General features: G+C 73.2%; 25 protein-coding genes. 7 read left to right on the forward strand and 18 right to left on the reverse strand.

Annotated elements, in window-relative coordinates; genetic code table 11:
• Positions 1-85: 85 nt before the first annotated feature.
• The 3 genes from ACFVS6_RS18070 to ACFVS6_RS18080 form a co-directional block, all read right to left on the reverse strand.
• Complete coding sequence (locus tag ACFVS6_RS18070) at positions 86-1531, reverse strand: GNAT family N-acetyltransferase (RefSeq protein ID WP_389704828.1); 1446 nt, start codon at positions 1529-1531, stop codon at positions 86-88.
• Positions 1532-1710: 179 nt separating this feature from the next.
• Positions 1711-3300: an alkaline phosphatase D family protein gene (locus tag ACFVS6_RS18075; RefSeq protein ID WP_389704932.1), complete on the reverse strand. Its 1590-nt coding sequence runs from the start codon at positions 3298-3300 to the stop codon at positions 1711-1713.
• Positions 3301-4036: 736 nt separating this feature from the next.
• Positions 4037-4900, reverse strand: a complete 864-nt coding sequence (locus ACFVS6_RS18080; RefSeq protein ID WP_389704830.1) for an alpha/beta fold hydrolase — start codon at positions 4898-4900, stop codon at positions 4037-4039.
• Between the two features lie 309 nt (positions 4901-5209).
• Between ACFVS6_RS18080 and ACFVS6_RS18085 the strand changes: the two genes are divergently transcribed.
• On the forward strand, positions 5210-5962 hold the full coding sequence (locus ACFVS6_RS18085; RefSeq protein WP_389704831.1) for a GntR family transcriptional regulator: 753 nt from the start codon (positions 5210-5212) through the stop codon (positions 5960-5962).
• Positions 5963-6238: 276 nt separating this feature from the next.
• Here the strand turns inward: ACFVS6_RS18085 and ACFVS6_RS18090 are convergent, their stop codons facing one another.
• The 4 genes from ACFVS6_RS18090 to ACFVS6_RS18105 form a co-directional block, all read right to left on the reverse strand.
• Complete coding sequence (locus ACFVS6_RS18090) at positions 6239-6823, reverse strand: SMI1/KNR4 family protein (protein WP_389704833.1); 585 nt, start codon at positions 6821-6823, stop codon at positions 6239-6241.
• 301 nt (positions 6824-7124) lie between these two features.
• Positions 7125-8279, reverse strand: coding sequence for an ROK family transcriptional regulator (locus ACFVS6_RS18095; RefSeq protein WP_281205222.1), 1155 nt, complete (start codon positions 8277-8279; stop codon positions 7125-7127).
• A gap of 100 nt (positions 8280-8379) precedes the next feature.
• On the reverse strand, positions 8380-9030 hold the full coding sequence (locus tag ACFVS6_RS18100) for a response regulator (protein WP_389704834.1): 651 nt from the start codon (positions 9028-9030) through the stop codon (positions 8380-8382).
• Between the two features lie 4 nt (positions 9031-9034).
• Positions 9035-10246, reverse strand: coding sequence for a sensor histidine kinase (locus ACFVS6_RS18105; RefSeq protein ID WP_389704836.1), 1212 nt, complete (start codon positions 10244-10246; stop codon positions 9035-9037).
• Positions 10247-10354: 108 nt separating this feature from the next.
• On the opposite strand from ACFVS6_RS18105, the gene ACFVS6_RS18110 reads away from it, so the two are divergent.
• The 3 genes from ACFVS6_RS18110 to ACFVS6_RS18120 are packed head-to-tail and all read left to right on the forward strand — an operon-like array spanning position 10355 to position 12555.
• Complete coding sequence (locus ACFVS6_RS18110; RefSeq protein WP_389704838.1) at positions 10355-11269, forward strand: ATP-binding cassette domain-containing protein; 915 nt, start codon at positions 10355-10357, stop codon at positions 11267-11269.
• A 22-nt stretch (positions 11270-11291) separates the two neighbouring features.
• A complete protein-coding gene (locus ACFVS6_RS18115; RefSeq protein WP_389704839.1) occupies positions 11292-12077 on the forward strand; it encodes an ABC transporter permease in 786 nt (261 codons plus the stop codon).
• A 40-nt stretch (positions 12078-12117) separates the two neighbouring features.
• Entirely contained in the window at positions 12118-12555 is a 438-nt protein-coding gene (locus tag ACFVS6_RS18120; RefSeq protein ID WP_389704840.1) for a hypothetical protein, read from the forward strand.
• A gap of 234 nt (positions 12556-12789) precedes the next feature.
• Here ACFVS6_RS18120 and mug read toward each other — a convergent pair whose 3' ends face one another.
• The 6 genes from mug to ACFVS6_RS18150 form a co-directional block, all read right to left on the reverse strand.
• Entirely contained in the window at positions 12790-13338 is a 549-nt protein-coding gene (mug, locus tag ACFVS6_RS18125; protein WP_389704934.1) for a G/U mismatch-specific DNA glycosylase, read from the reverse strand.
• Positions 13335-14768 (reverse strand): adenylosuccinate lyase, encoded by a 1434-nt coding sequence (purB, locus tag ACFVS6_RS18130; RefSeq protein WP_281205228.1) that lies wholly within the window; start codon positions 14766-14768, stop codon positions 13335-13337. Before purB ends, mug begins: the two co-directional genes overlap by 4 nt.
• Positions 14769-14839: 71 nt before the next feature.
• The gene (locus ACFVS6_RS18135) at positions 14840-15622 is read right to left on the reverse strand and encodes an SGNH/GDSL hydrolase family protein (RefSeq protein WP_389704841.1); all 783 of its coding nucleotides are present in this window, start codon (positions 15620-15622) and stop codon (positions 14840-14842) included.
• Positions 15623-15691: 69 nt separating this feature from the next.
• Positions 15692-16711 (reverse strand): hemolysin family protein, encoded by a 1020-nt coding sequence (locus tag ACFVS6_RS18140; protein ID WP_389704843.1) that lies wholly within the window; start codon positions 16709-16711, stop codon positions 15692-15694.
• Entirely contained in the window at positions 16708-18048 is a 1341-nt protein-coding gene (locus tag ACFVS6_RS18145) for a hemolysin family protein (RefSeq protein ID WP_389704845.1), read from the reverse strand. Before ACFVS6_RS18145 ends, ACFVS6_RS18140 begins: the two co-directional genes overlap by 4 nt.
• A gap of 512 nt (positions 18049-18560) precedes the next feature.
• Complete coding sequence (locus ACFVS6_RS18150; RefSeq protein WP_389704846.1) at positions 18561-19217, reverse strand: class I SAM-dependent methyltransferase; 657 nt, start codon at positions 19215-19217, stop codon at positions 18561-18563.
• Between the two features lie 330 nt (positions 19218-19547).
• Between ACFVS6_RS18150 and ACFVS6_RS18155 the strand changes: the two genes are divergently transcribed.
• A complete protein-coding gene (locus ACFVS6_RS18155) occupies positions 19548-20192 on the forward strand; it encodes a hypothetical protein (protein ID WP_389704848.1) in 645 nt (214 codons plus the stop codon).
• Positions 20193-20301: 109 nt separating this feature from the next.
• Here the strand turns inward: ACFVS6_RS18155 and bioD are convergent, their stop codons facing one another.
• From bioD to bioB, 3 genes are read right to left on the reverse strand one after another with little or no spacing between them, the layout of a single operon-like run.
• Positions 20302-21045, reverse strand: a complete 744-nt coding sequence (bioD, locus tag ACFVS6_RS18160; RefSeq protein WP_389704849.1) for a dethiobiotin synthase — start codon at positions 21043-21045, stop codon at positions 20302-20304.
• A 7-nt stretch (positions 21046-21052) separates the two neighbouring features.
• Positions 21053-22384, reverse strand: a complete 1332-nt coding sequence (locus tag ACFVS6_RS18165; RefSeq protein ID WP_389704851.1) for an adenosylmethionine--8-amino-7-oxononanoate transaminase — start codon at positions 22382-22384, stop codon at positions 21053-21055.
• Positions 22377-23696 (reverse strand): biotin synthase BioB, encoded by a 1320-nt coding sequence (gene bioB, locus ACFVS6_RS18170; protein ID WP_389704853.1) that lies wholly within the window; start codon positions 23694-23696, stop codon positions 22377-22379. Before bioB ends, ACFVS6_RS18165 begins: the two co-directional genes overlap by 8 nt.
• Before the next feature lie 156 nt (positions 23697-23852).
• Here bioB and ACFVS6_RS18175 point away from each other — a divergent pair, with 156 nt between their 5' ends.
• On the forward strand, positions 23853-25124 hold the full coding sequence (locus tag ACFVS6_RS18175) for an 8-amino-7-oxononanoate synthase (protein ID WP_389704854.1): 1272 nt from the start codon (positions 23853-23855) through the stop codon (positions 25122-25124).
• 29 nt (positions 25125-25153) lie between these two features.
• Here the strand turns inward: ACFVS6_RS18175 and ACFVS6_RS18180 are convergent, their stop codons facing one another.
• Both ACFVS6_RS18180 and ACFVS6_RS18185 read right to left on the reverse strand, forming a co-directional pair.
• Positions 25154-25387 carry a DUF397 domain-containing protein gene (locus ACFVS6_RS18180; RefSeq protein WP_389704856.1) on the reverse strand — a complete coding sequence of 78 codons (234 nt, stop codon included), beginning with the start codon at positions 25385-25387 and terminating at the stop codon, positions 25154-25156.
• A gap of 13 nt (positions 25388-25400) precedes the next feature.
• On the reverse strand, positions 25401-26285 hold the full coding sequence (locus tag ACFVS6_RS18185) for a helix-turn-helix domain-containing protein (RefSeq protein ID WP_389704857.1): 885 nt from the start codon (positions 26283-26285) through the stop codon (positions 25401-25403).
• Between the two features lie 197 nt (positions 26286-26482).
• Here ACFVS6_RS18185 and ACFVS6_RS18190 point away from each other — a divergent pair, with 197 nt between their 5' ends.
• Positions 26483-26938 carry an ATP-binding protein gene (locus ACFVS6_RS18190; protein WP_389704859.1) on the forward strand — a complete coding sequence of 152 codons (456 nt, stop codon included), beginning with the start codon at positions 26483-26485 and terminating at the stop codon, positions 26936-26938.
• Positions 26939-26979: the final 41 nt, after the last annotated feature.

The following is a 26979-nucleotide window of genomic DNA, read 5'->3' on the forward strand; positions in this document are numbered from 1 at the left end:
CTCCGCCCGCACCCCATCCGGCCTCCACCGGCGCCCGAGATCACACTGCGATACCGCTCCCCGCCGCGGGCGCCGGCGACACGCCCTAGAGGCGGTACCCGTGTTCGGACGGGGCCTGGGCGTGCGGGGCGCCGGAGGCGGGGCGCGCGGTGACCGGGGTCGCGTCCAGCCGGGCGGTGATCACCAGCGTGCCCTCCTCGATCTGGTAGTCGAGGGGCAGGCCGAGGCCGCGCATCGCGGCGACCATGCCGGTGTTGGAGGCCTGGGTGACGGCGTACACGCTGTCGCACCCGGCCTCGACGGCCATCGCCAGGAGCCGCCTCAGCAACTCCGAGCCGATGCCGCGGCGCTGCCACTCGTCCTCGATGAGCAGCGCCACCTCGGTCTCGTCACCGTCCCACAGCAGGTGGCCGAGGGCGACGAGCTTGCCGGACGCGGTGGTCGCGGCGACGGTCCGGCCGAAACGGGGGCTCAGCAGGTGTCCGAGGTAACGGTCCGCGTCCGCGACGGGGCCGTGGTAGCGCAGGCCGAGGGTGCGCTCGGAGCAGCGGTCGTGCATGGCGCGGGCCGCCGGCAGGTCGGAGCCGTCGGCGCGGCGCACGGTGATCTCGTTGCCCTCGGGCAGGGTCAGGACGTGCTGGCCGCGCGGAACACGCGGGCCGAGGCGGGCGTCGAGCTCGACCAGGGCGCGAGCGCGGGCGAACTCCGTCGGGGTGAACGGCAGGTAGGGCCGTTCCACGGTGATGGCACCGCCGGACGGATCGCGCAACCGCATCACCGTGGCCTCCAGGACCCCTTCCACGGGGGCGTCGGCGCCCGCGTTGGGGCGGCCCGACAGGGTGGTCGCCGGAATCGAGTGGATCGTGCAGCGGCCGAGCAGCTGACGCAGCGCGAGCGGCAGTTCGGCGGCGTCCAGCGCGGTCCGGGTGGCCAGGCCGAGGACCCGGGTGGGGGTGTCGACCAGGTCGTGGGCGTCGGCGCGCTCGATCCAGGTGCTGTGGCCGCCGGCCCGGGCCACGACCCGCGTCAGCTCGGCGGAGGGCAACTGCTGCGGGGCGCGCAGCAGGAACTCGTCGACCGTGCCGCCCTCGGGGAGCGGGTGGGTCTGCAGGTTCAGGATGTCCACGCCGTTGCGGGCGAGCGCGGTGCAGAGCGAGGCCAGGCTGCCGGGTTCGTCCCGCACAGTCGTCCGCATCCGCCACAGCGCGGCGGTGGTGCCCGTGCCGTTCGTGCCGTCCGTGCTGCCCGTGCCCGTCGTGGCGGACGACACGGGCACCGGATCGGAGGGCGTGCCCGCCGGCGGCGGGGCATGGCTGTGGCGGCGGGCCCACCACGTGTGGAAGGCCGCGGTGACGAGGAGCGCCACGGCGGAGGCGACCAGCAGGATCGGGCCCCGGGGGCCGTGCACGACCAGATTGGCGATGCCGTCGGCCACGGCCACGGCGCAGAAGAGGGCGGCGAGTTCGACGACGTCACGGCGCCAGTGGTGACGGTGCGGACGGGGGGCGGAGGCGGGGTTACGGTCAGTCATGCACACCACTGTGGCGCAGGGGTGTTGCGTGATCGCGAACGATCTGTGACCGACTGGTTAAGTGTCGATCTGGCCGGTTTCTCCCGGTTTTCCATCCGGTTTCCGATACCGCACCCGGCACGGGTCCCGCGACGCCGTTCTTCACGCCCGTCCGACGGGCGGGCGGGTCGCGCCGTGTTTCACGCCTGCCCCACCAGACCCGGCCGGAGCACCTTCGTGAACAGTACGCCACCGCCCTGGCGGCGCAGCCGGACGGTGAGTTCCCCGCTGCCCCCGTCGATCTCCACCTCGCCGTAGTACGGGGGGTTCTCGGCCGGGGACATGTTGGCGACCCGCGCCGACTCGACGTACGCCGTCCGCGGCCCGAAGGTCGCGTCGAGCCGCCCGGCGGGGAACCCGCCCGCGCCGACCGGACCGGACACGAACTCCCAGAACGGCTCGAAGTCACCGAAGGCCGCGCGCTCCGGCGCGTAGTGGTTCGCGGCCGTGTAGTGGACGTCGGCGGTGAGCCAGACGGTCCCCGTGACGTGCCGGTGCTTGATGTACCGCAGCAGGTCGGCGATCTGCAGCTCCCGTCCGAGCGGGGCTCCGGGGTCACCCTGCGCGACGGCCTCGAAGTTCGTGGCGCCGTCGGGGACGACGATGCCGAGCGGCATGTCGGAGGCGATCACCTTCCAGGTGGCGCGCGAACGCGACAACTCCCGCTTCAGCCAGGCCAGTTGCTCCGTACCGAGGATGCCGACCGGGTCCTCGGCCTGCCGGTTCGGGGAGTTGGCGTTGCGGTGGGTCCGCATGTCCAGGACGAACACGTCGAGCAGCGGGCCGTGTCGCACCACCCGGTACATCCGGCCCTCGTCCCTGCCGCCGCGCAGGTCGGTGACGGGGAAGTACTCCCCGAAGGCCCGGCGGGCGCGGGCGGCCAGGACGTCGGTCTCGCGGACGGTGTAGCGGGGGTCGTCGATCAGCTGGCCCGGATACCAGTTGTTGCGCACCTCGTGGTCGTCCCACTGGGCGACCACGGGGACCTGCCCGTAGAACTCCCGCAGGTTCCGATCGAGCAGGTTGTAGCGGAAGTTCCCGCGGAACTCGGCGAGGGTCTCGGCGACCTTCGCCTTCTCCTCGGTCGTCACGTTCCGCCAGATCCGACCGTCGGGCAGCGGCACGGTGGCCTGGATCGGGCCGTCGGCGTAGATCGCGTCGCCGCTGAAGAGGAAGAAGTCGGGGTCGCGCAGCCGCATCTCCTCGAAGACCCGGTATCCGCCGATGTCCGGGTTGATGCCCCAGCCCTGCCCGGCCAGGTCCCCGGACCACACGAAGCGCACGTCGTGGCTGCGGGAGACGGGCGTGGTGCGGAACGAGCCGCGCACCGGCTCGCTCGTACGGCGGGGGTCGTCCGGGTCGGCGAGGGTGACCCGGTAGTGGATCCGCCGGCCCGGCGGCAGGTCGCGCAGGGTGGTCGTGCCGGTGAAGTCGGTGGCCGGCCCGAGGAAGGGGCCGCCGTGGCGACGCACCCCGTAGCGGAACGACTCGCTCGGCGAGGTTTCCACGCACATCAGCGCCGGACGGTCGGAGCGCGTCCAGACGGTGGCCGAGTGTGCGGTGACCTCGCCGGTCTGCGTTCCCCACCGGGCGGCGGGGCGGCCGGACCGGGTGAAGGCCGGGGCGCCCACGGGGGAGGCCAGGGCGGGCGCGGCGAAGGCGGCGGACAGGGCGAGGCCCAGGGGCAGGGCGAGTGACCCGCCGAGCAGGGACCGTCGGGTGTGCGGCATCGGTGCCATCGGTGCGTCTCCAGGGGCCGGCGGGGACGGGCCGGACCAGTGTGCCGCCGCACACCGGCCCGGCCGCGTCGCCCACGCGAACCGTGGATGAACAGCCGTGAGCGGGGGATCGGGGGCGGGTCCGGGGTGGGGTCCGGGTCGCCCAGCCCCGATCGGCGCCGCCGGGGCGGGCGGAACGCCGCGGTGGTGGGTTCTGCAGCCGGCGGGGCGTCGGTCGGCAGGGTGGGTCGGGGCGCCGGTGGGCCGTCCCTTCCACCGTGCGGCCCTACGGTGCCGGGCCCACGGCGCCGGGCCCACGGCGCCGCGCGCGGCGTGTCGTGGCCGGCGTGCCGTGGCCGGTGGCGGCGAGCCCGCTGCCCGGCCCTGTCCCGGGGCGTTGCCCCACAGCGGCGTGCGCGAGGTGCCGTGCCCGGCGGCGGCGAGCCCGCCGCCCGGCCCCCGCCCCGGGGTGTTGCCCCACGGCGCCGCGGCGTCGACGTGCCACGCCCGACGAGCCACGCCCAGTGGCCGCGGGCCCGCCGCCCGGTCCCCGTCCCAGGGCGTCGCTTCACGGCGCCGCAGGGCCGGCGCGCCGTACCCGACGCGCCGTACCCGACGCGCCGTACCCGACGCGCCGTACCCGACGCGCCGTACCCGACGCGCCGTACCCGACGCGCCGTACCCGACGCGCCGTGCGCGAAGTGCCGTGCCCGGTGGCCGGGAGCCCACCGCCCGGCCCCGCCCCGGGTCAGGCCGCGAGCGGCGTCGTGCCTCGTCCCGCCGCGCGAGCGGTGTCGAGGATGACCCGGGCCACGAGCGCCGGATCGTCGTTCATCGGCACGTGTCCGCATCCCGGGAGGCGCACCAGCCGTGCCTCGGGCAGCGTCTGCTTGGCGCGCACGCCTTGGCGGCGGAGCAGCAGCCGGTCCCGGGTGCCCCAGGCGATCGTCACGGGCAGCCCCGGCACGTCGTGGAGGAACCGTACGGAGCCACCCGCCGCCAGCGTCTCCTCGAATCCGGTGGCCCCGCGCAGCGCCAGCGTCTCGGCGACCACGGCCTCCGGAGCCCGCCGCGCCGGTCGGGCGTAGATCGTTCCCGTCAGGGCGGCCCGACCGGCGCCGCTGCGGGAAAGCCGCTCCAGGGCCGGCAGCGGCAGCGCCGCCGCGCCGGCCCGCATCGCGCGGAGCGCGGTGAACGCGTACCGCCGCTCGGGCTCGGACCAGAATCCGGCGGGGGAGAGGGCGGTCACCGATCGGGCGAGGCCCCGACGCCCCATGTCCAGCGCCAGCAGCCCGCCGAGGGAGTTCCCCGCGACGTGCGGGCGTTCCACACCCAGTGCGGCACACAGCGCCCCGAGCGCGGGGGTGACGGTGTCCAGGTCGTACGGGACACCCGCGGGCAGCGCCGGCGACGCGCCGAAGCCCGGCAGGTCGACGGCGATGACGTCGTACTCGGCGGCCAGCACGTCGGCCACCGGGTGCCAGGCCTGGAGATGGTGGCCGATGCCGTGCAGGAGGAGGAGCGGCTCGCCCGCGCCCCCACGTTCGTAGGAGACGGTGGCGGTCAGGGGACCCGGCTGCGAATCGATCGTGAACGAGACCGTGGCGGTCATGCTGCTCCTCGTCGGGTGGACGCGTGTGAGACAGGCCGTCAGTAACGACTGCCCCCATGATTACCGCCCGGTAGCACCCGGCTACAAGCTTTCCCGTCAAGAGGGGGAGGGGCGAGAACATCCTGTGAACGGCTTGCTACATATGCCCGATCTGCCCGGCAAAGCGGCGAGGATTGGTCTTGACCAAGGGGTGGCGCCGTCCTATCGTCGCAGGGATAGTGCAGGAACCTTTAATAAACAAAGGCACGGAACTGCGGCGCGGAACCGCCGCTGGAACACGGCGAAGCGGCGAACGCAGGAGGAGTCAGGGTGGGGACCACGCAGCTCGAATCAGTGCCGGAGCCGAAGTACTGGCACCTGAAGACCGTCCTCAGTGAGGCGCTCGACCAGGACTTCGCCGTGGGCGAGGTCCTCCCGAACGAGCGCGAGCTCGCCGCACGCTTCGGAGTCGCCCGGGCCACTCTGCGCCAGGCACTGGAACAGCTCGAACTCGAAGGGCGCCTCCAGCGCCGCCGCGGCGTCGGCACCACGGTCGCCCCGCCGCGCGTGGGCGTCGCCGTCGGCAGCCCCCAGCACAGCTGGCCCGGGGAGAGTGCCGACGGCTGGGAGCCGGTCGACGCCGTCGACGGCATCCCGACCGCCGCTGTCCTGAAGCTCCTCGGCACCCCCGCCGACCAGCCCGTGCACATCGTCCGCCGGACCCGCGTCACCCAGGGTCAGGCCGTCGCCGCGGAGCTGCTCCACGTGCCCGCCGCGTCCGTACCCGGGCTCTCCGCCATCGACGCCCCCGCCGGACCCGCCCGGGCGCGCGCCGTCCTCCGGGAACTCCAGCGCCTCGCGCTCGACGGTCAGGACCGCTCGGTGGAGCTGGGCTCGGCCCGCGCCGACGACGCCAAGGAACTGGACCGGCTGCCCGGCGCCCCCGTGCTCCTCGTGACCACCCGGTACTTCACCGCCGCCGGGACCGCCGCCGTGTCGGTGGCCACGTACCGCGCCGACACCTGCCGGCTGACCTTCGGTGACTCCGGGGTCGAGATCACCGAAACCCGCGCCGCGTCCTGACCCGACGCCGCACCCCGTCGCCGGGGTGCGGCGGTACCAGGCCCCGGGCCGTGACCTCGCGGACGACACCGGCCGCGGATCCCACTCCCGACCCGCTTGCTGATCGGGGCCGGAACGCCACGACGGGAACGCCACACGGGACCGGTACTTCCTGCCACCGCGAGCTGGTCGAACCGCATCGCCGCCGCCCGCTCGCCCTCCCGACGGGCCGAGCGGTCCGCGGGCCCGCGTCATGCAGTCCTCCCGGCAGCGGTCCGGCGTCCAGGGGGCGTCACGTCATTCCCCTTCGGGCCGGCCCCAGTTCGGCGGCAGCAACCGCGATGAGCCGTGGCGGAGCCACTCGCCGAAGGTGACCGGCCGGGCTCCGCCCCGGTGGTCGAGGGACAGCGGGACGATCAGATCGCACGAGGCGCGACCGTCCCACCACACCGTGCCGGCAAGGGGCCCCGCGACCGCCAACAGCGTCGTGAAGCCGCAGCCGTTCTCCTGCAACACCACGGCCCCGGCGGTCTTGGCGTCCTGGAACACCTCGTACTCCTGGTCCCAGGCGTCGTACGCCGCGATGTGCGCCTGCACGTCCGTGAAGTCCTCCGGAAGCGGCTCGCGTGCGGCCAGCTCCGCTTCCGCCGCCGCGTACGAGTCGGGGTGCGGAAACGGCAGCCGCACCAGCTCCGCGGGCCAGTGCCGGTCGAACCCCCAGTCCCAGCCGAGCCCCACCCGACGCGGCCGGAACACCTCCTGTGCGGGCGTCTCCTCCTGCAAACACGCCCGGTACTCGGCGGGGAAGGACACCCCGAGCCCCCGCTCGACGAGGTCGACCTCGGAGCCGGTCAAGGACTGTGATCTGGACGGCTGACGCATACCGCGAAGCTACCGCCACCCCAAACCCGTGCAACGCCCGCCCCCAGGACCCGGACCCGCCCGCCCCCGGACCCGCTCGCCCGCCTTGAGGCGCGCTGCGCTCTGCCGGTCCCCGTCCCCGGTGCCCCGTCGCGGGTGGACTGCCCGCGTGCGGCGGCTCGTGGCCGCTACCGGCCTTCTGCTTCCGCTTTCGCGTTCGCCTGCTGCTTTTCCTCTGCCTCCGCTCCCCGAACGGGGTCGGTGGGTCCCGGTCCCAGGGCCCGCGAGCCGTTGCCACAGCTTCGGCCGAAGCTTCCCGGGTTCAGCGGCGCGCGGTGACCGTCTTTTCCACCGCGAAGAGTTCTTCCTCCACGTGATCCAGCGCGAGCCGCAGCGCCCCGGTGGCCACGGCGGCCTCACCGAGCATGGAGAGCACCACCCGTGGCGGACGCAGGCAGTACCGCTCCAGTTCCCGGCGCAGCGGTTCCAGGACCCCGTCCAGGCCGGCGGCCCAGCCGCCGAGGACCACCAACTCCGGATCCATCGCCAGCACGAGCGCGGCCACATCGTGGACCAGCCGCTGGAGGAACCGCTCCACGGCGGCCACCGCCCGCTCGTCGCCCCGCTTGGCCATCGCGAAGACCTCGGCGACCGCGGGCTCGTCCAGGGGGTGCAAAGGTTCGCCGGTCGTCGACAGCAGTCGCTCCGGCGTGGCCTCGCGCCCCAGCAGGTGCAGCGCGCCGATCTCACCGGCCGCGCCTCCGAAGCCCCGGTGCAGTCGCCCGCCGATCAGGGAGCCCGCGCCCGGGCTGAGCCCCGCCATCACGAACACCATGTCATCGGTGTCGCGCGCGGCCCCCTTCCAGTGCTCGGCGACCGCCGCCGCGTTGGCGTCGTTCTCCACCTGCACCGGACAGCGGAACGAACGCCGCAGGCGTTCCCCGAGCGGCAGCCCCGTCCAGCCGGGCAGCGCCGTGCCGAGGCGGACCGTCCCGTCCGCCTCCACGATCCCGGGACTGCCGACGCCGACCGCCCGCAGGGAGTCGCGGGGGATCCCGGCTCGGCGCAGCAGGTCGGCCACGGCCGCTCTGACCCGCTCCAACCGTTCATCGGCCGACGCGTTCTCGGCAACGTCCTTGGTTCCGGCGCCGATCACCCTTCCGTCCAGCCCGGACAGCAGGACCGCGACCCGGTGCGAACCGATCTCGATGCCCAGCAGGTGCCCGGCCTCGGCCCGGAAGCGGTAGCGCCGTGCAGGCCGGCCCTGCCGTCGCGCACCTTCCTCCGCCTCGGCCTCCACGACGAGCCCGGTGCCGATCAAGCCCTCCACGACGCCCTCGACCGTAGGACGGGACAACCCGGTCACCCGGGTGAGGTCGGTGAGGGTCGGCGATTCGGCCGCGCGCAGTGCCCGGAGCACCACGGCCGAATTGATTCGCCGGAGCAGAGAAGGATCCCCGCCGGTCAGCTGCCCCAACGTGTGTCCTCCCAGCTAGCGGCCCTGTCAGCCGGATCGTACTGCGTGCCCGGCGCGGCGGCGAGAAGCAGCCCCCCAAGTTCGGAACCGGCGCCTCCCCTCAGGCCGGCGCGACGAATCCGGACTCGTACGCGGTGATCACCGCCTGGGTGCGGTCGCGAGCCCCCAGCTTGCCCAGAATGGCGCTCACGTGTGACTTCACGGTCTCGGTGCCGACGATCAGTTCACCGGCGATCTCCACGTTCGTCAGCCCGCGAGCCATCAGCCGCAGGACCGCCTCCTCGCGTTCGGTCAGAGCGGCCCGTTTGAGGACGGTGCGCGCCTCCCGGTTGCCGTACTCGGCGGCGAGGGCCCGGACGGCCGCGGGAAACAGGAGGGTGTCGCCCTCGGCCACCAGCCTGACCGCGTGCACGATCTCCGCGGGGCGGGCCCGCTTCAGCAGGAAACCGTCCGCACCGGCGCGCAGTGCCTGGTACACGTACTCGTCGTTCTCGAAGGTCGTGACGACGAGGATCTTCGGCGGCGAGTCCACCGACTTCAGAACGGCCCGTGTCGCCTCGATCCCGTCGAGCAACGGCATCCGCACGTCCATGGCCACCACGTCGGGGCGCAACCGGCGGACGAGGGGGATGACGGCGGCGCCGTCCGCGGCCTCCCCCACCACCTCGATGTCGGGCTGGGAGTCCAGTACGGCGCGCAGACCCGCGCGCACCAGTGGTTCGTCGTCGACGAGCAGTACGGTAACCGGCATCCGGTCAGCGTATTCGCTCCAGCGGAAGCCGGGCGTGCACCCTCCAACCGCCCTCGTAGGGACCGGTCTCGGCCTCGCCCCCGAGCAGCGCCGCCCGTTCCCGCATGCCGCGGAGCCCGCTCCCGGACCGGCTCGTCACCACGGGCCGCTCGGGAAGGGGGTTCGTCACCTCCAGGTCGAGCCGGCCCGTCGCCACCTCCACACGCACCCGTACGGGCACCGGACCGCAGTGCCGCAACACGTTGGTGAGCGCCTCCTGCAGGATCCGGTAGCCCTCTTGGGTGACGGAGTCCGGCAACTCCGCCAACTTGCCCGAGAGTTGTGCCTCCACTTGCGCCCCCGAGGCGCGGGCCGACTCCAGGAGCCTGTCGGCCTCCGCCAGAGTCGGTCGTTGCGACGGCGGTCGCGCGGACTCGCGCAGGACGAGCAGCACCCGCTCCAGGTCCTCCAGCGCCGCCCGCCCCGTCTCCTCGATCGCGTTCAGTGCCCGGTCGGTGAACTCCGGGTCCTTGGCCGCTCGCGCCGCCCCCGCCTGGACGACCGCCACGGTGAGCGCGTGCCCGATGGAGTCGTGGAGCTCCCGAGCCATCCGGGTCCGTTCCAACAGTTGCTCCGTGCGCGCTTCCAGCGCGGTCAGCCGCTCGGCCGCCGACGGACCCAGCAACCGGTGGGCGATGCCGGTGATCATCTCGCCGAGCAGTACCACCAGCACGATGAGGACGACCAGCGGCACCGGTGCGAGGAGGGCCGCGGCCCAGCGCGGCGGAGTGAGGGGGAGCGCCAGATCGGGACTCAGGGGATGCCCGAGAGCGGTCGCGACGAACTCCACCGACAGCAGAGGCAACCAGACCGTCGCGAACATGGCCGCTCCGGCCACCACCAGCCGCACCTCCAGCCACAGCAGGGTCCGCCACCGGTCGCTCCATCCCGCCGAAGGGGTGGTGCTGATACTGCTGAGTCCCGAGACGTCGCCGTCGCCCCGGCCACCCCCGCGATCGGATTCCCGAACCTGTGGGGTCAGCAGGAACTGGGCCTGGAGGCCTTCCGCCAACCGCACCCACGGCACGAAGCCGAACGGGATGACGATCAGCAGGGGCATCCAGGGCCAACGCGGGTTGATGAACATCCATATGGCCAACAGCAGCAGGGGAACGCACAAGTGCAGCCAGCGCGAGTACGTCACCGGCCGGAACGGCGCTCGGAGCAGTTTGTACATGCCCCCATCCTGGCAGCGCGCCGGCCACGAGCGTCTCCCCCACGTGGGGGAGACGGCACCCTCGCTCGGGGGAGGCAACGGGTGCGGCCCCAGGGCGAATCTTGAGCCATGAACCGCATCGAGATCAGCGAACTGACCAAGGACTACGGCAGCCACCGGGTCGTGGACCACCTCACCTTCGACGTGGTGCCGGGCCGTGTCACAGGCTTCCTGGGCCCCAACGGCGCCGGGAAATCCACCACCATGCGCCTCCTGCTCGGCCTGACCCGGCCGACCGCCGGCGCCGCCACCATCGGCGGGCGCAGGTTCACGGAACTGCGCGATCCGCTGCGCGAGGTGGGCGCCCTGCTCGACCCACAGGCCACACACGGAGGACGCCGGGCTCGGGACCACCTGCTCGCGTTGGCGGTGAGCAACAACATCCCCGTACCACGCGTGGACGCCGTCCTGGAGGAGGTGGGCCTTGCAGCGGTGGCCCGGAAACGGGTGGGGACGTTTTCGCTCGGGATGCGGCAACGCCTCGGAATGGCGGCCGCCCTCCTGGGCGATCCGGCGGTGCTCCTGCTCGACGAGCCGACCAACGGCCTCGACCCCGAGGGCATCATCTGGATCCGTGAGCTGATGCGCCGGCTGGCCGCCGAGGGGCGCACCGTCCTCGTCTCCAGCCACCTCATGGCCGAGTCCGCCTCGTTGGTCGACCATCTGGTCGTACTGGGTCAGGGCAAGCTCCTCGCCGACAGTTCCCTGACGGACTTCATCGACGCCCGCAGCACGCCCCGGGTGAGGCTGCGGACCACGGAACCGGACCGGCTGCGGGCGGCGCTCGACCCCGACCGTTTGGCGATGATCCCCGGGGAGGGAGGGCGCTGGACCGTCGACGGCATATCCGCGGAACGGCTCGGGACGCTCGCTGCCCGGGAGGGCATTCCACTGCTGGAACTCGCCGATGAGCGGGCCTCACTGGAGCAGGCCTACCTCGACCTGACCGCCGACCGCACGCCTTACGCCGCCCAAGCCGCCTGACGTCACGACGGGAGCCACCAATATGATCACCACCACCGTCCACCCCGCCCCCGCGGGGGCCGCGACCGCCCTGCCGACATTGCCCGTGCTGCGCTCGGAATGGATCAAGATACGTTCGGCCCGCGCGGTCCTCGGGTCACTCGTGGCCGTCTTCGCCGCGACAGCCGGCATCACGGTCCTCACCGCCGCCGCGAGCGGTACGTCCGAGGCGGACGCCCTGGGGGAGGACCGCCTGCTCGCCGCCTTCTTCGGAATCAACTTCGGTCAGGTTGCGGCCGTTGCCTTCGGCGCCACCGCGTTCGCGAGCGAGTTCCACAACGGGGCGCTGAGGGTCTCCCTGACCGCCGTACCGAACCGGACCGTGCTCTACCTTTCCAAGGTCGCCGTCGTCGCCGGACTCGCCTTCGCCGTAGGACAGATCACCGGCCTGGTCACCTTCCTCGGCGGGCAGGCCTTCAGGGGCGATCACGCCCTCTCCCTGAGTGACCCCGGCGCGCTGCGCGCCGTGTTCGGGAGCGGGATCTACCTGATGCTGATCACCCTCCTGGCGTCCGGGCTGACGGCCTTGGTGCGCAGCGGCACTCTGGTGATGGGCCTGCTCATACCCATGCTCCTGATCGTGCCCTTCGTCGTCGGTCAGGTGGTCGGAGGGGGCATGGGGTTCATGCCCGACAGGGCCGGTCAGCTGGTGATGCGGTCCGAGGTGGGCGGATCCCTAGGTCCGTGGACGGGGCTCGGCGTGGCCGCGCTGTGGAGCGTGACGGCCTTGGCCGCCGGGTGGTTCGCGATGCGACGCCGCGACGCGTGACGAAGGGCCAGATGTCAGTGGCCCCCGGAATACTGACGATATGACCACGGGAGAGCAGCTCGACCTGATCGACCGCCTGCGGGCGCAGGCCTTCGTGGACACGCCGGTCCGGCTCGGCCGGCACACCAGCGGCCGGGGGTACCACCTGGTCCGGCTCGGTGGGACCGGGGACTTCTGGGCGGACGACGGTTCTTACCGCGCCGAGGCGATCGACCAGATCGGCGCCGAATACGGCGCGCTCACCCAAGCGCTGACCGACCGCTGGGGGGAGCCGCAGGTCTTCTCCCCGGACTCCCTGACGGTCCGGGCCCTCGGAGGAGAGGAGATACCGCAGCCGTGGCGGGAGCTCAGCCACACCACCGACCACCTGCACCTCTGGCGCGTCGAGGACAGTTGGCTGGCGGTGTGCGTGGCCCGGTGGGGCGAAGACGACCCCTACCTGCTGATGGCGGCAGTCACGGTGGTGGACCCGCCGTAGTCCGGCCGAGTGTGCCGGGGCGCCGGGGAGGCTTCCAGGGACCCCGCCCAGCGGCCGCAGCCACCCCGGGTCGCCCTGCCAGGCCGGCGGGCGCCGGCATGGCAGGGCGGGCTCCGGAGGTCGACCCGGCTCGGCCGACCCGGCTCGTGGACGTGAGGCCGCTCCGGGCGCGCGTCAACGGGAGGGCTCGGATCCGGGTCGGACCCTGGGTCAGGCGTCCGAACCGACCGGAGGTCAGGCGTCGGGTGGGGTTTCGGCGGCCGCGCGGAGGCGGGCGTACTCCTGGGCCATGGACTCCGCCGTCCAGTGGGCGTTGAGGCCACTGGGATTGGGGAGGGCCCAGATGCGGGTGGCGCCGATGGTGCGTTCCTGGGGGCCGATGACGGCCTTCCGATCGCTGAAAGCCGTGCGGTACGCCGTGACACCGACCACGGCCAGCCACTGGGGGCGCAAGGCCTCCACCTTGGCCGTCAGGATCCGGCCGCCCTCGATGAACTCCTCGGCGCCGAGCTCGTCGGCGCGGGCGGTGGCCCGGGCCACGACGTTGGTGATGCCGAGGCGGTAGGAGAGCAGCTCCTGCTGTTCCTCCGGAGCCAGCCGGCGGGGCGTGAACCCCGACAGGTGCAGTACCGGCCAGAAACGGTTGCCGGGGCGGGCGAAGTGGTGACCCGTCGCGGCGGAGAGGAGACCCGGATTGATCCCGCAGAACAGCACACGCAGACCGCCCGCGACCACGTCCGGGAGGACGCGGTCACGGGCGGCATCGAGCTCGTCGGGAGTCAGAGGATCGACCCCGGCGCGTAACCCGCGGCCTCCGGGTGCTGCTTCGCGATGGCCTCGATGCGGGACACCACGGTCGCCACCTGGTCACCGGCAGCGCCGGTGAAGGACAGCTTGTCGGCCATCAGGGCGTCGAGCTGGGCGCGGTCCAGGGGCATCCGCTCGTCGGCGGCCAGCTTCTCCAGGAGCTCGTTGCGCTCGGCGCCCTGCTCGCGCATGGCGAGGGCGGAGGCCACGGCGTGCTCCTTGATGACCTCGTGCGCGGCCTCGCGGCCCACACCGGCCCGGACGGCGCCCATCAGCACCTTGGTGGTGGCGAGGAACGGCAGGTAGCGGTCCAGTTCGCGGGCCACGACGGCGGGGAAGGCGCCGAACTCGTCGAGGACCGTCAGGAAGGTCTCCAGCAGGCCGTCGAAGGCGAAGAACGCGTCGGGCAGGGCCACGCGGCGGACCACGGAGCAGGACACGTCGCCCTCGTTCCACTGGTCACCGGCCAGCTCGCCGGTCATCGAGGCGTAACCCCGCAGGATGACCATGAGGCCGTTCACGCGCTCGCAGGAGCGGGTGTTCATCTTGTGCGGCATCGCGGAGGAGCCGACCTGGCCGGGCTTGAAGCCCTCGGTGACCAGCTCGTGGCCCGCCATCAGGCGGATCGTCTTGGCGATCGAGGAGGGTGCGCCGGCCAGCTGCACCAGCGCGGTGACCACGTCGTAGTCCAGCGAGCGCGGGTAGACCTGACCCACCGAGGTGAAGGCCTGAGCGAAGCCCAGGTGGGCGGCGATGCGCTGCTCCAGGTCGGCGAGCTTGGCGGTGTCGCCGCCCAGCAGGTCGAGCATGTCCTGCGCGGTGCCGACCGGGCCCTTGATGCCGCGCAGCGGGTAGCGCTCCAGCAGGTCCTCAAGGCGGGCGTAGGCGACCAGCAGCTCGTCGGCGGCGGTCGCGAAGCGCTTGCCCAGGGTGGTCGCCTGAGCGGCCACGTTGTGCGAGCGGCCGGCCATGACCAGCTCGGCGTGCTCACCGGCCAGCCTCCCCAGACGGGCCAGGACGGCGACGGTGCGGTCCCGGGCGAGCTCCAGCGAGAGCCGGATCTGGAGCTGCTCGACGTTCTCGGTGAGGTCGCGGGAGGTCATGCCCTTGTGGACGTGCTCATGTCCGGCGAGGGCGTTGAACTCCTCGATCCGGGCCTTCACGTCGTGCCGGGTGACCTTCTCGCGCTCGGCGATGGAGGCGAGGTCGACGGTCTCCAGGACGCGCTCGTAGTCGGCGAGGGCGGCGTCCGGGACGTCGATGCCGAGGTCCTTCTGGGCGCGCAGCACGGCGAGCCACAGCCGCCGCTCCAGCGTCACCTTGTACTCGGGGGACCACAGGACGGCGAGCTCCGCGGAGGCGTAGCGGCCGGCCAGGACATTGGGGATGCGGGGCTTGGCTGTCACGTGGAGGAATTCTACTTGGGCCACGGCTGTGCGTTCACGCAGGTCCGGACACCGCCCGGGATTGTGCCTTGCTACGAAGGTCGCGAGGGTTCGAAGGGCAGCAGCTCGGCGCGCTTCGGGGGGAGGCCGTCACCCGAGGAGCGGCCCGTCAGGCGGCGGCCGATCCAGGGGAGCAGGTGCTGGCGGGCGAAGCGCAGGTCCTCGGTACGACGGGCCGGCCAGCGCATGGGGACCGCGGTGGGCAGCGGCAGCCGCCAGTCCTCCTCGGGCGGCAGACCCAGGGCCTGCCAGACGGCCTCCGCCACCCGCCGGTGGCCCTCGGCCGTCAGGTGCAGCCGGTCGACGTCCCACATGCGGGGCTCCGCGAGGACGGGAGCCCCGTAGAGGTCCACCAGCAGGGCGCCGTGCCGTTCGGCGAGCTCGTCCAGGATGACGAAGAGCTCCTCCATACGAGGGCGGAAGCGGTCCATGACGGGTCCGTTGCGGCCCGGGGAACGCATCAGCACCAGCTGCCCGCACGAGGGGGCGAGCAACGCCACGGCCTCCTCCAGGTGAGCGCGGACCCGGCCCATGTCCACCTTGGGCCGCAGGGCGTCGTTCAGCCCGCCCACCAGGGTCACCACGTCGGCGCCCATCGTCGCGGCCACCGGGGCCTGCTCACCGGCGATCTGCCCGATGAGCTTCCCGCGCACGGCGAGGTTCGCGTACCGGAAACCGGGCTCGCGGCGTGCGAGACGGGCGGCGAGCAGATCGGCCCAGCCCCGGTAGGAGCCGTCCGGGAGCAGGTCGGACATGCCCTCGGTGAAGGAGTCGCCGACCGCGACGAAACTGGTGTAAGACGCATTCATCTCCATGGCGGGAGCGATGCTACCGCGCGGTACCCGGCGTCCGCAGCGCCGGGTACCGCCCGCTCCGCACCCACCTCAGGCGGAGGTCGGCCTGCCGAACAGCTCGCGCAGGACGTCCTCCATCGTCACCAGCCCCGTCATCACACCGTCGGCCCCCAGTACCGCGGCCAGGTGCGTGCGGCTGCGGCGCATGGCGGTCAGTACGTCGTCCAGCGGGGTCTCCGCCCGCACCTGCGCGATCGGGCGCAGCGCGGACGACGGGAAGGGATCGTCCCGCTCCGTCACGTCCAGCGCGTCCTTGACGTGGAGGTATCCCAGGATCCGGTGCTTCGGGTCGATCACCGGGAAGCGGGAGTACCCCGACGCGGCGGACAACTGCTCCAGCCCGGCCGCGGTGATGCCCAACCGGGCCGGAACCACCTGGTCCGAGGGCAGCACCACGTCGGTCACCGGCCGGCGGCCCAGCTCCAGGGCGTCGTGGAGCCGCTCGCTCGCCCTGTCGTCGATCAATCCGGCGTCGCTGGAGTCCTTGACCATCCGGGCCAGCTCGTCGTCGGAGAAGGTCGCCGCGACCTCGTCCTTCACCTCCACCCGCAGAAGACGCAGCAGGACGTTGGCGAAGGCGTTGATCGCGAAGATCACCGGCCGCAGCGCCCGGGTCAGGGTCACCAGCGGCGGCCCGAGGGCCAGCGCGGTGCGCACGGGCTCGGCCAGCGCCACGTTCTTCGGGACCATCTCGCCGAACAACATGTGCAGGTACGTCGCCAGCGCCAGCGCCACCACGAAGGAGATCGCGTGGGTCAGCCCGGACGGCACCCCGACGAGGTCGAACACCGGGGTCAGCAGGTGCGCGATGGCCGGCTCGGCCACGATGCCCAGGACCAGGGTGCACAAGGTGATGCCCAGCTGGGCGGCGGCCATCAGCGCGGAGACGTGCTCCAGGCCCCAGAGGACCGCGCGGGCCCGCCGGTCGCCCTCCTCCGCGTACGGCTCGATCTGACTGCGCCGGACGGAGATCAGCGCGAACTCCGCGCCGACGAAGAACGCGTTGACGACGAGGGTCGCCAGACCGATCAGCAATTGGATGAGGGTCATCGGGCCTCCTCCGTTCCGCCGCCGTCCACGACGCCGGCGGGCAGGTGCAGCAGGACGCGGGCGGCCCGCCGCCCTCCGGCGTCGACCACGTCCAACTGCCAGCCGTCCAGCTCCAGCCGGTCGCCGACCGCCGGGATCCGTCCGAGTTCGGTGGCGATCAGCCCGGCCAGGGTCTCGTACGGGCCGTCCGGCACGTGCAGGCCGATCTTCCGCAGCTGGTCCATGCGGGCGGCTCCGTCGGCGGAGTAGAGGGGCCGACCGGACTCGTCCGTACCGGCCGGGGCCAGGTCCGAGGTCTCGTGCGGATCGTGCTCGTCGCGCACCTCGCCGACGACCTCCTCGACGATGTCCTCCAGCGTGGCCACCCCGGCGGTGCCCCCGTACTCGTCGATGACGACGGCCATCGTCCGCCTGCCGGACAACCGGTCCAGCAGGCGGTCCACGGTCAGCGACTCGGGCACGAGGAGCGGCTCGCGCAGCAGCTGCGAGACGGGACGGCGGTGGCGTTCCTCGGCCGGCAGCGCCAGCACGTCCTTGATGTGGACGATGCCGACGACGGTGTCGAGGCTGCCCCGGTAGACCGGGAAGCGGGACAGGCCGGTCGCCATGGTCGCGTTGGCCACGTCCTCCGCGGTGGTCTGCACGTCCAGGGCGGTCACCTGGACGCGCGGGGTCATCACGTTCTCGGCGGTCAGGTCGGCCAGGTTCAGGGTCCGCACGAACAACTCGGCCGTGTCCTCCTCCAGCGCACCCGCCTTCGCGGAGTGGCGGGCGAGCGCCACGAGCTCCTGCGGGCTGCGGGCGGACGCCAGCTCCTCGGCGGGCTCCATGCCGAAGCGTCGGACCAGGTGGTTCGCCGTGGTGTTCAGGTGGCTGATCAGCGGCTTGAACGCCCGGCTGAACACCCGCTGTGCGGTCGCCACCCGTTTGGCGATCGCCAACGGGGAGGAGATCGCCCAGTTCTTCGGCACGAGTTCACCGACGACCATCAGGACGACCGTCGACAGCGCCGTACCGAGGGCCAGGGCGGTGGAGGACGCGACCGAGGCCGACATGCCCATGGCCCTGAAGGGACCCTGGAGCAGCGCCGCGATCGACGGCTTGGCGAGCATGCCGATGACCAGACCGGTCACGGTGATGCCGAGCTGTGCGCCGGACAGCTGGAACGTCAGGCTGCGGACGGCGGTCAGGGCGCTGTCCGCGCCGCGCTCGCCGCGTTCCACGGCGCGTTCGAGTTCGCTGCGCTCGACGGTGGTCAGCGAGAACTCGGCCGCGACGAAGACCCCGCAGGCGACGCACAGCAGCAGTGCCAGGACGAGCAGGAGCACTTCGGTCATCGGTGTTTCACCTCCGTCCCATGATCAGACAGACGGAGGAGCGGCGCGCGGCGTCGCCTGGACGCGCGCGGGGACCGGGTATCGCGAGGCTCGCCCATGGGCGGACGCTCACACCCCTTCGGTCGGGGGCGATCGGCCGCGCCCGGGCGACGGGCCCGTCGCCCGGGCGGGAAGGACACACCCAAGGAGAATGGCCGCCCTTCCGCCGAGCATGCGCGGTTGGTGGGACGAGCACACGAACGATCTTCATGCCGGTGCCGCTTCGGAGGCGGACCCGGCGGCGGACCCGGCGGCCGTACCGGACTTCCGGAAGGACGCCGCCGAGGACGCGGCACGCTTCGTCGCCCTGGGCGGACGACGGCCGACGCGACGCGGCTCGACGGGAGCGAAGCGGCGCAAGGGGAGTTGGACGCGGCCGGCCGGCAGCCGTGGGACATCCGGACGCGCCGGGGCCGAGACGCTGACGGACCGGCGCCGCCGGGGGCCGGACGGGTGATCGGGCCGGCCGGCGGTCAGGGGACGCGGCGGGCGGATCCGATGACGCAGTACGAGGTGGGGAGGGCCGGCCCGCGCTCGGGCAGCCGGAAGGCGCGCTGCGACACGATCCGGAACCCGGCGGCCTCGATCGCGGCGAGCGGGTCGCGGGCGGTGTGACAGCCACCGAACAGGCGGGGCCAGACGGTCCGGTCCAGCGCCCGCTGGACGGCGGCCATCCCGGGGCCGGGCGCGAGCCCGTGCTCCAGGAACCGCAGCTCGGCCTCGGGGCGCAGCACCCGGTGGAGCTCGGAAAGGGCCCTCGGCAGGTTGCGCACGGTGCACAGGACCAGTGAGGCGACGGCGACGTCGAAGGCCTCGCTCTTGACGGGCAGGGCCTCGGCCACCCCGGGTACGAGGTCCACGGGCACCTCGGCGCGCAGCGCGGCGGCGGCCGCCAGGTGGCGCAGGGTGCGTTCCGGTTCGACGGCGACGACCTCGGAGACGGCGCGGGGGTAGTGGGCGAAGTTCAGCCCGTTGCCCGCGCCGATCTCGATGACGCGGCCGGACACGCCGTGCAGCAGCTCGCGGCGCAGGTCCGCCATGCCTGCCCGGGTCTCGGCGGCGGTGCTCGCGCGGGCGTAGAACCGGGCGAAGTGCGGGTGATGGACCGGATCGGGGGGAGGTGCGGGCATGGCGGCCTCCGGGCGCGGGTCGGTGCGGGCTGCTGACACGGGTGCGCGTGCGCTGCGGGGCTGTTCCCCGCCCCGGCCCGCCGCGAAACCGCTCCCGCCTGAAGCGGCCGGGAGGCGTCCGCCCGCGCGGCCCCGGCCGAACGGAGTTCCGGGCGAGTACCCAGGCCGAACGGAACTCCCCGCCGAGTGACCCCGGGCGCCGGACTCCCGCCGCCGCGTCGGCGGCGGGAGTCCGGGATCCGGTCGGACCGTCTGGCGCGGCGGCGCGATGGCGATAATCGGCACGCGGCCGTCCCGCCCGGGCGCCGATCGACGCACACAGGGAGAGTCGTGATACCCCGTAGGAAGCCCGGCCGGGCGGCGGTCGCCGCGTTGTTGGCCCTCGGAGCGTGCCTGTTGACCGGCTGCGGCGCGGCCGCGGAACAGCAGGGCGCGCGCCAGGTGTCGGTCTCCGGCGACGGCTATGGCGATGGCGGCGGCGACGGCGGGGAGCTGTCCGCAGTGACGGCCCACTGCGACGGCCTCGGCCCGGGAGCCGCTTCCGTCGCCCCGGACGGAGCGGGGGAGGGCCCCGCGGACCCCGAGGCGCGCAAGTACGCGGAGAACCACGCGTACGCGCAGCAGACCCGGCTCGGCGACGAGGCGAAGTGCCGCGGCGAAGCCCACGCCGCACGGATCAGGAAGGCACTGGCGGACGCGGACGCGGACACGGAGGGCGGCGGCACGGGAGCCGGCGGTCCGGGTGGTCCCCGGAACCCGGCGGAGCTGACCGCGCTGCTTCAGGACCTCGGCTACCCGGTGTCCGGCGGCGACGTGTACTCCGCGGGCGGGTCGGCGGGCCCGGGCCTCGGCTTCGCGTTGTGGATCCCCGGGGCCGGACCCTGTCTGTCGGGCGTGCTCGGTGCTCCGGCCCGCGTCGAGGCGCACGGCGTGTACATGGAGGGCGGCTGCCGGAAGCCGGACGGCGGCCACTGACCCGGAGACCCCGAGCCCCGGGAACCGGCCCGTCCACCACCCGGGACCGGGCTCCTGCGCCGCCCCGGACCCCGGGCCCCGGGGCGACGCAGGGTCCGGGCCGCTGTCGTCAGCCTCCGGACGGGACCGGCGGGGGCGGGGCCCAGCGGGTCATGAACGGGGCTGCGTCCCAAGTGCCGTGCAGGGGCGGGGCCAGCCAGGTGGGGGCGGCTTCGCGGAAGCGGGCCGGGGTCAGCGTGCCGGACGAGCCGGGGACCGCGCCGAGGAGCGGGATCCCGGCGGACGCGGGCAGGTCGGCGAGGTTGCAGCGGGAGGCCAGGTCGGGGTCGGCGGGCCAGCTCCCGACGACCACACCGAGCGGGGTCAGGGCCCGGGCGTGCAGGGCCTCGACGGTCAGGGTGGTGGCGTTGAGCGTGCCGAGTCCGGCGGGCGCCACCACGAGCACCGGGGCCGACAGCAGCCGGGCCGCGTCGGCCAGGGTGTGGCCGTCGGGGTCGAAGCGTACGAGCAGCCCGCCCGCGCCCTCCACCAGGACGAGGTCGTGGTGGGAGGAGAGCCGCTCCGCCGCCCCGGCGATCTCGGCGGGGGACAGGGCCGGCAGGCCGGACCGCCGGGCGGCGGTGTCCGGCGCCAACGGCTCCGGGTAGCGGGCCAGTTCGAGCGCGGTCACCGACGGGCCGGCGAGGCGTACGGCCTCGGCGGCGTCCCCGGGTTCGTCCGGGCCGACGCCGGTCTGCGCCGGCTTGAGCACCGCCACCGAGAGGCCGGCGGCCACCGCGGCGGCGGCGATCGCGGAGGTGACCACCGTCTTGCCGATCTCGGTGCCCGTGCCGGACACGATGAGGATGGACACGTGGACCTCAGCCTTCCCGCGCGGCGGCGACGACCGCACGACAGATGCGGGCGACGTCCGCGTCGTCGGTCACGAACGGCGGCATCGTGTAGATCAGGTCGCGGAACGGTCGCAGCCAGGCGCCTTCCCGAACCGCGGCCCGGGTGGCGGCCGCGACGTCGACCTCGTGCGTCAGCTGGACCACGCCGATCGCGCCCAGCACCCGGACGTCCCGGACACCCGGCAGGTCGGCGGCCGGGGCCAGGCCCTCGCGCAGACCGGCTTCGATGCGCTTAACCTCGGTCGTCCAGTCCTGCGCGAGCAGCAGGTCGATCGAGGCCAGCGCGACCGCGGTGGCCAGGGGGTTGCCCATGAAGGTCGGTCCGTGCGCGAGCACCGGGACCTCCCCGCGCGAGATGCCGTCGGCCACGCGGGAGGTGCACAGCGTCGCCGCGAGCGTGAGGTAGCCGCCGGTCAGCGACTTGCCGAGGCACATGACGTCCGGGGTGATCCCCGCGTGGTCGGCGGCGAACAGGGCGCCGGTGCGGCCGAAGCCGGTGGCGATCTCGTCCAGGATCAGCAGGACGTCGTACTCGTCGCAGAGTTCGCGCAGCACCCGCAGGTGGTCCGGGTGGTGGAAGCGCATGCCGCCCGCGCCCTGCACGACCGGTTCCACGATGACGGCGGCCAGCTGATCGGCGTGTTCGGCGATCAGGGATCGCAGGTGGGCGGCGTACGCCGGGTCCACGGGCGTGTCGAAGTCCCCGGGCGGGGCGTCCGCGAAGACCTGTCGGGGCAGGTGGCCCTGCCACAGCTCGTGCATCCCGCCCTCGGGATCGCAGACGGCCATGGGCTGCCAGGTGTCGCCGTGGTAGCCGCCGCGCCAGGTGAGCAGCCGGGTCTTGCCGGTGCGCCCCAGGGAACGCCAGTACTGCAGGCACATTTTGACGGCGACCTCGACGGACACCGAGCCGGAGTCCGAGAGGAAGACGTGCTCCAGGCCGGCCGGGGTGATCTCGACCAGCTTGGCCGCGAGCCGGACGGCGGGCTCATGGGTGAGCCCGCCGAACATCACGTGCGACATCTTGCCGAGTTGGGCCGTCGCGGCCTCGTTCAGGACCGGGTGGTTGTAGCCGTGGATGGCGGACCACCAGGACGACATGCCGTCGACGAGCTCGTCCCGGCCCTCGGCCGGGGCGCCCAGCCGCAGCCGGACGCCCGAGGCCGAGGCGACGACGAGGGGCTCCTGCCGCCCCGGCATCGGACCGTACGGGTGCCAGACGTGCTGCCGGTCGAGCGCCAGGAGTTCCGAGGCCGGCAGCGGGTCGGGCCGGTGGTGCGGGTGGTTCGCCTCAGGCATTGGGGGCGAGATCCGTTCCCGTGCCGCGCCGGCGGACGGTCACCAGGCCGGGACGCACCTCGCCGGCCGCGGCCTGCGCGGGCGCCGCGTCAACGGCGTCGACGGACGCAGCGGTGTCGACGGCCGCGACGGCGGCCACGGCCGCGGTCGGCTCGGCGTGACCCGAGCAGCCGCCGCAGGCGGAACCGCAGCCGGCCTCGGCGGCACCGGAAGCGGACGCCGGGGCGGACCCGGACCCGCAGACGGAACCGCCGCCGGAGCCGCAAGGGCTGCCCGAGGAGGCCGCGGCGGCCGCGCCGGCGACGTCGGAGCGGTGCTTCGGGAGGGTCGTCGTCCCGGCGCCCTCCACCTCGAAGCCCGCGTCCGCGATCATGTCGAGGTCGGCCTGGCCCGCCTGGCCCTCACTGGTGAGGTAGTCGCCGAGGAAGATCGAGTTGACCAGGTGCAGCGCCAGGGGCTGCATGGTCCGCAGGTGGACCTCGCGTCCGCCCGCCAGGCGGACCTCGACGTCGGGGCAGACGAAGCGCACCATCGCCAGGATCCGCAGGGCGCGCTGCGGGGTGAGGTTCCACTCCTTGGCGAGCGGGGTGCCCTCGAACGGGATCAGGAAGTTGACCGGCACCGAGTCGGGGTCGAGCTCGCGCAGCGAGTAGACGACGTCGACGAGGTCCTCGTCGCTCTCGCCCATGCCCGCGATCAGGCCCGAGCAGGCCGACAGGCCGGCCGCGTGGGCCTTCTGCACGGTGTCGACGCGGTCCGCGTACGTGTGGGTCTTGGTGATCTGGCCGTAGGTGGCCTCGGAGGTGTTGAGGTTGTGGTTGTAGGCGTCGGCGCCCGCGTCGCGCAGCCGCTCGGCCTGGCCGTCGGAGAGCAGACCGAGGCAGGCGCACACCTCGACGCCCTCGTTCTGCTCCTTGATGGCCGCGATCGTCTTCCCGACGCGGTCCACGTCCCGGTCGGTCGGGCCGCGGCCGCTGGCCACCAGGCAGACCCGCTTGGCGCCGCCGGCGACACCCGCCGCCGCGGCCTCGGATGCCTCCTCCGGCTTCAGCCACGTGTACTTGAGGATCTCGGCCTTCGATCCCAGGCGCTGGGAACAGTACGAGCAGTCCTCGGGACAGAGGCCGGACTTCAGGTTGACCAGGTAGTTCAGCTTGACCCGACGGCCGAACCACTGGCGGCGCACCTTGCCGGCCGCGGCCACCACGTCGAGCAGGTCGTCGTCAGAGGTCGCCAGCACGGCGAGTGCCTCTTCGCGGGTCGGCAGCTCGCGCCGCAGTCCCTTTTCCACCAAGGTGTTCAGCAGGTCCATGAGGCTGATCCTGAACCACGCGACCACTCCCGGCCAAGGAGAGAATGAACAACATGGCCGGAACGGAGTGTGTGTATCGCCACACCTGGCGCACGGGGTGCTGCGGCTAGGGTCTTTCTGATCTGTGGACTGCCGACAAAAATCGAGGACCCGCCGATGCCTGAGCACGCTTCCGAGCGCCCGGACGTCTTCACCTGGATCGACGAAGCCGAACGGGCCCGTGAGCGGGCCGGGCTGGTCCGGACCCTGCGTCCGCGCCCGGCCTCCTCCCCGCTGCTCGACCTGGCGAGCAACGACTATCTGGGGCTGTCCCGGCATCCCGAGACCGTCCGGGGCGCGTGCGAGGCGGCGGAGCGTTGGGGAGCGGGAGCGACCGGGTCCCGTCTGGTGACGGGCACGACCGAGCTTCATGCGGAGTTCGAGCGGGAACTGGCGGCGTTCTGCGGCTTCGAGGCCGCTCTGGTCCTTTCGTCCGGTTACGCCGCGAACCTGGCCGCCGTGACGGCGCTCAGCGACCGGGGCACCCTCGTCGTCTCCGACGCCGGCAACCACGCCTCGATCGTCGACGGCTGCCGCCTCTCGCGCGCCGAGGTCGCGGTCACCCCGCACGGGGAGCCGGAGGCCGCGCACAAGACCCTCGCCGCGCACGCCGGGCGCGCGCTGCTGGTCAGCGACTCGGTGTTCTCCGTCGACGGCGACGCCGCCCCGCTCGCCGCGTACGCCGCGGCCTGCCGGGCCGAGGGCGCGGCGTTGGTCGTGGACGACGCCCACGGGCTCGGGGTGCTGGGTGAGGGCGGCCGGGGCGCGCTGCACGCGGCGGGCCTCGCGGGCGCGGCGGACGTGGTCGCGACGGTGACCCTCTCGAAGTCGCTGGGCAGCCAGGGCGGCGCCGTGCTGGGGCCGGCCAAGGTGATCCGACACTTGATCAACACGGCGAGGACGTTCATCTTCGACACCGGGCTGGCCCCGGCCGCCACGGGCGCGGCACTGGCGAGCCTGCGGTTGCTCCAGCGGGAGCCGCAACGCGCGGACCGGGCCCGGGAGGTGGCCGCCCTGCTGTACGAGCGGCTCACCGCGTCCGGCCTGACCGCGGCCCGGCCGGACGCGGCCGTGGTGTCGGTACGGTCCCCGTCGGCCTCGGAGGCACTGCGCTGGGCCGCCGATTGCCGCGAGGCGGGACTGTCCGTGGGGTGCTTCCGTCCGCCGTCCGTGCCGGACGGCATTTCCCGGCTGAGGCTGACGGCGCGCGCCGATCTCACGGGGGACGAGATCGGGCGGGCCGTGGAGACGATCCTGCGGACCGCTCCGGCGGGGGCCAGGGACCTGCGGGCGACCCGGGACCGGCCGAGCCCGTACCAGCCGGCCGACCGAACCCGTACCGCCCGGCAGGATCCGGAAGGGACGGCCTGGGGCGAGTTTGAGAAGTAGCGCCAGGCGTCTCGGGCCAGGCGGGACTTCTAAAACACGGCCTGGCCGAGCCCGTCCGCCCGTACGGATGCGAGGAAGCCGTCCCAGGCCGGCCCGGTGAAGAGCACGGCCGGGCCGTCCGTCCGCTTGGAGTCGCGGACGGCCAGCAGGCCGCCGGTGAGGGCGGCCGCTTCCACGCAGTTGTTCATTCCGGTGCTGCGGCTGCTCCGCCGCCACCGCGCGCTGTTCAGAAGTCCGCCGGTGGATAAGGGGGTTGCGGACACGGGGGGTGCCTCCTTACGCGTCGTCAGCGATAGAGCTGATGAGATCCGACGAGTCACGGGGCGGGAGGGCGTGCGCCTGGATGGTGCGGAACGCGGCGCTGTACGCGTCCAGGTCTTCCTTCCGCTCCAGATAGAGGCTACTCGTCAAATGGTCGAGTACCACCACATCCAGATCAGCGATGCTCGGAAATGAGAAAATTACGAACGGTCCGGTGAGGCCGAGATGTCCCCCCACGCTGAACGGCAGTACCTGTAGCCGCACTTGGGGCAGCCGCGCCACCTCCACCAGGTGCCCCAGCTGTTCCTCCATCACCCCCGGCCCCCCGATCTGCCGGCGCAGCACGGCCTCGTCCAGCACCGCGCTCAGCTCCAGCGGCGGATCCGCCCGCAACACCGCCTGCCGTGCCAGCCGCACCTCGACCAGCGCGTCCACCTTGGGCTCCGGCAGCCCGCCGAGGGCGGCGCGGGTCACGGCCCGCGCGTAGTCCGGGGTCTGCAACAGGCCCGGGACCACGGAGAGTTCCACGGTCCGGGCGGCGCGCGCCCCCGCCTCCAGGCTGATGAAGTCCCGGTACTCCTGCGGCAGCAGGCCCCGGTAGTCGTGCCACCACTGGCGGCCCCGCCCGGTGTCCGCGCCCGCGGCGGGCCCGGCCGCCGAGGCCCCCAGCGCCTCCAGCAGAGCCCGTTGCTGGACGCTCACCACCTCGCCGTAGGCGTCCAGGAGCAGGCGGATGTCCTCCGCCTTCACGCCACTGCGACCGGTTTCGATGCGGCTGATTTTTGACTGGTGCCATCCCACGATCCGGGCAACCTCACCGCTGGTGAGCCCCGACCGGTCGCGAAGGGCACGCAATTCCTCGCCGAGCTTGCGCCGACGCACTGCGGGACCGTGCTGCATACCCGCTCTCCTTCCACCGGCACAGCTCGCACCAGTCTGCCGTCCAAATACGCTCTTCCGTAGCAGAGTTCACCGCATCGAGCGACAGATATATGCATATCTTGGGGGATCTCCGGATTCGACGGCACGATGGGTGGCACTCTGGCGCTCAGCGTAGATCCGGGGCGGCTCCGTCCCGGTGGGAAAGGGACGTCGCCATGGCAGATCACCAGGAAGCATCCATCACTCTGCCGAGCGATCCGGTCTCGGTCGCCGCCGCCCGCCGCTACGTGGGGGAAGTGCTGGGCGCGTGGGGCCTGCCCGAGGACGCCGTCACCGCGGACACCGTCCGGCTGATCGTCTCGGAACTCGCCACCAACTCCGTCCAGCACACCTTCGGCAAGTCACCCACCTTCACCGTCGACGTCCGCCTGGAGCGCGAGGAATGGCTGCGCATCGGCGTGACGGACAGTCATCCCCGCTGGCCCAAGCGGCTCCCGGCCGCCGTCCAGCAGGACAACGGCCGCGGCATGGTCATCATCCGCTGGCTGGCCGCCGAGGCGGGTGGCCGGCTGTCGGTCAGCCCGACCGAGGACGGCGGCAAGACGGTGTGGATCGCGCTGCCCTGGCAACCCGTCGACGCGCCGGCGGCCGGCGCCGCCCGGGGGTGCTGACCGGATCCACCGAGCCCCGCCGCGGGTTCGGACACACGTGG

It is taken from the genome of Streptomyces sp. NPDC057939 (genome assembly GCF_042887545.1).
Classification (GTDB): Bacteria; Actinomycetota; Actinomycetes; order Streptomycetales; family Streptomycetaceae; genus Streptomyces.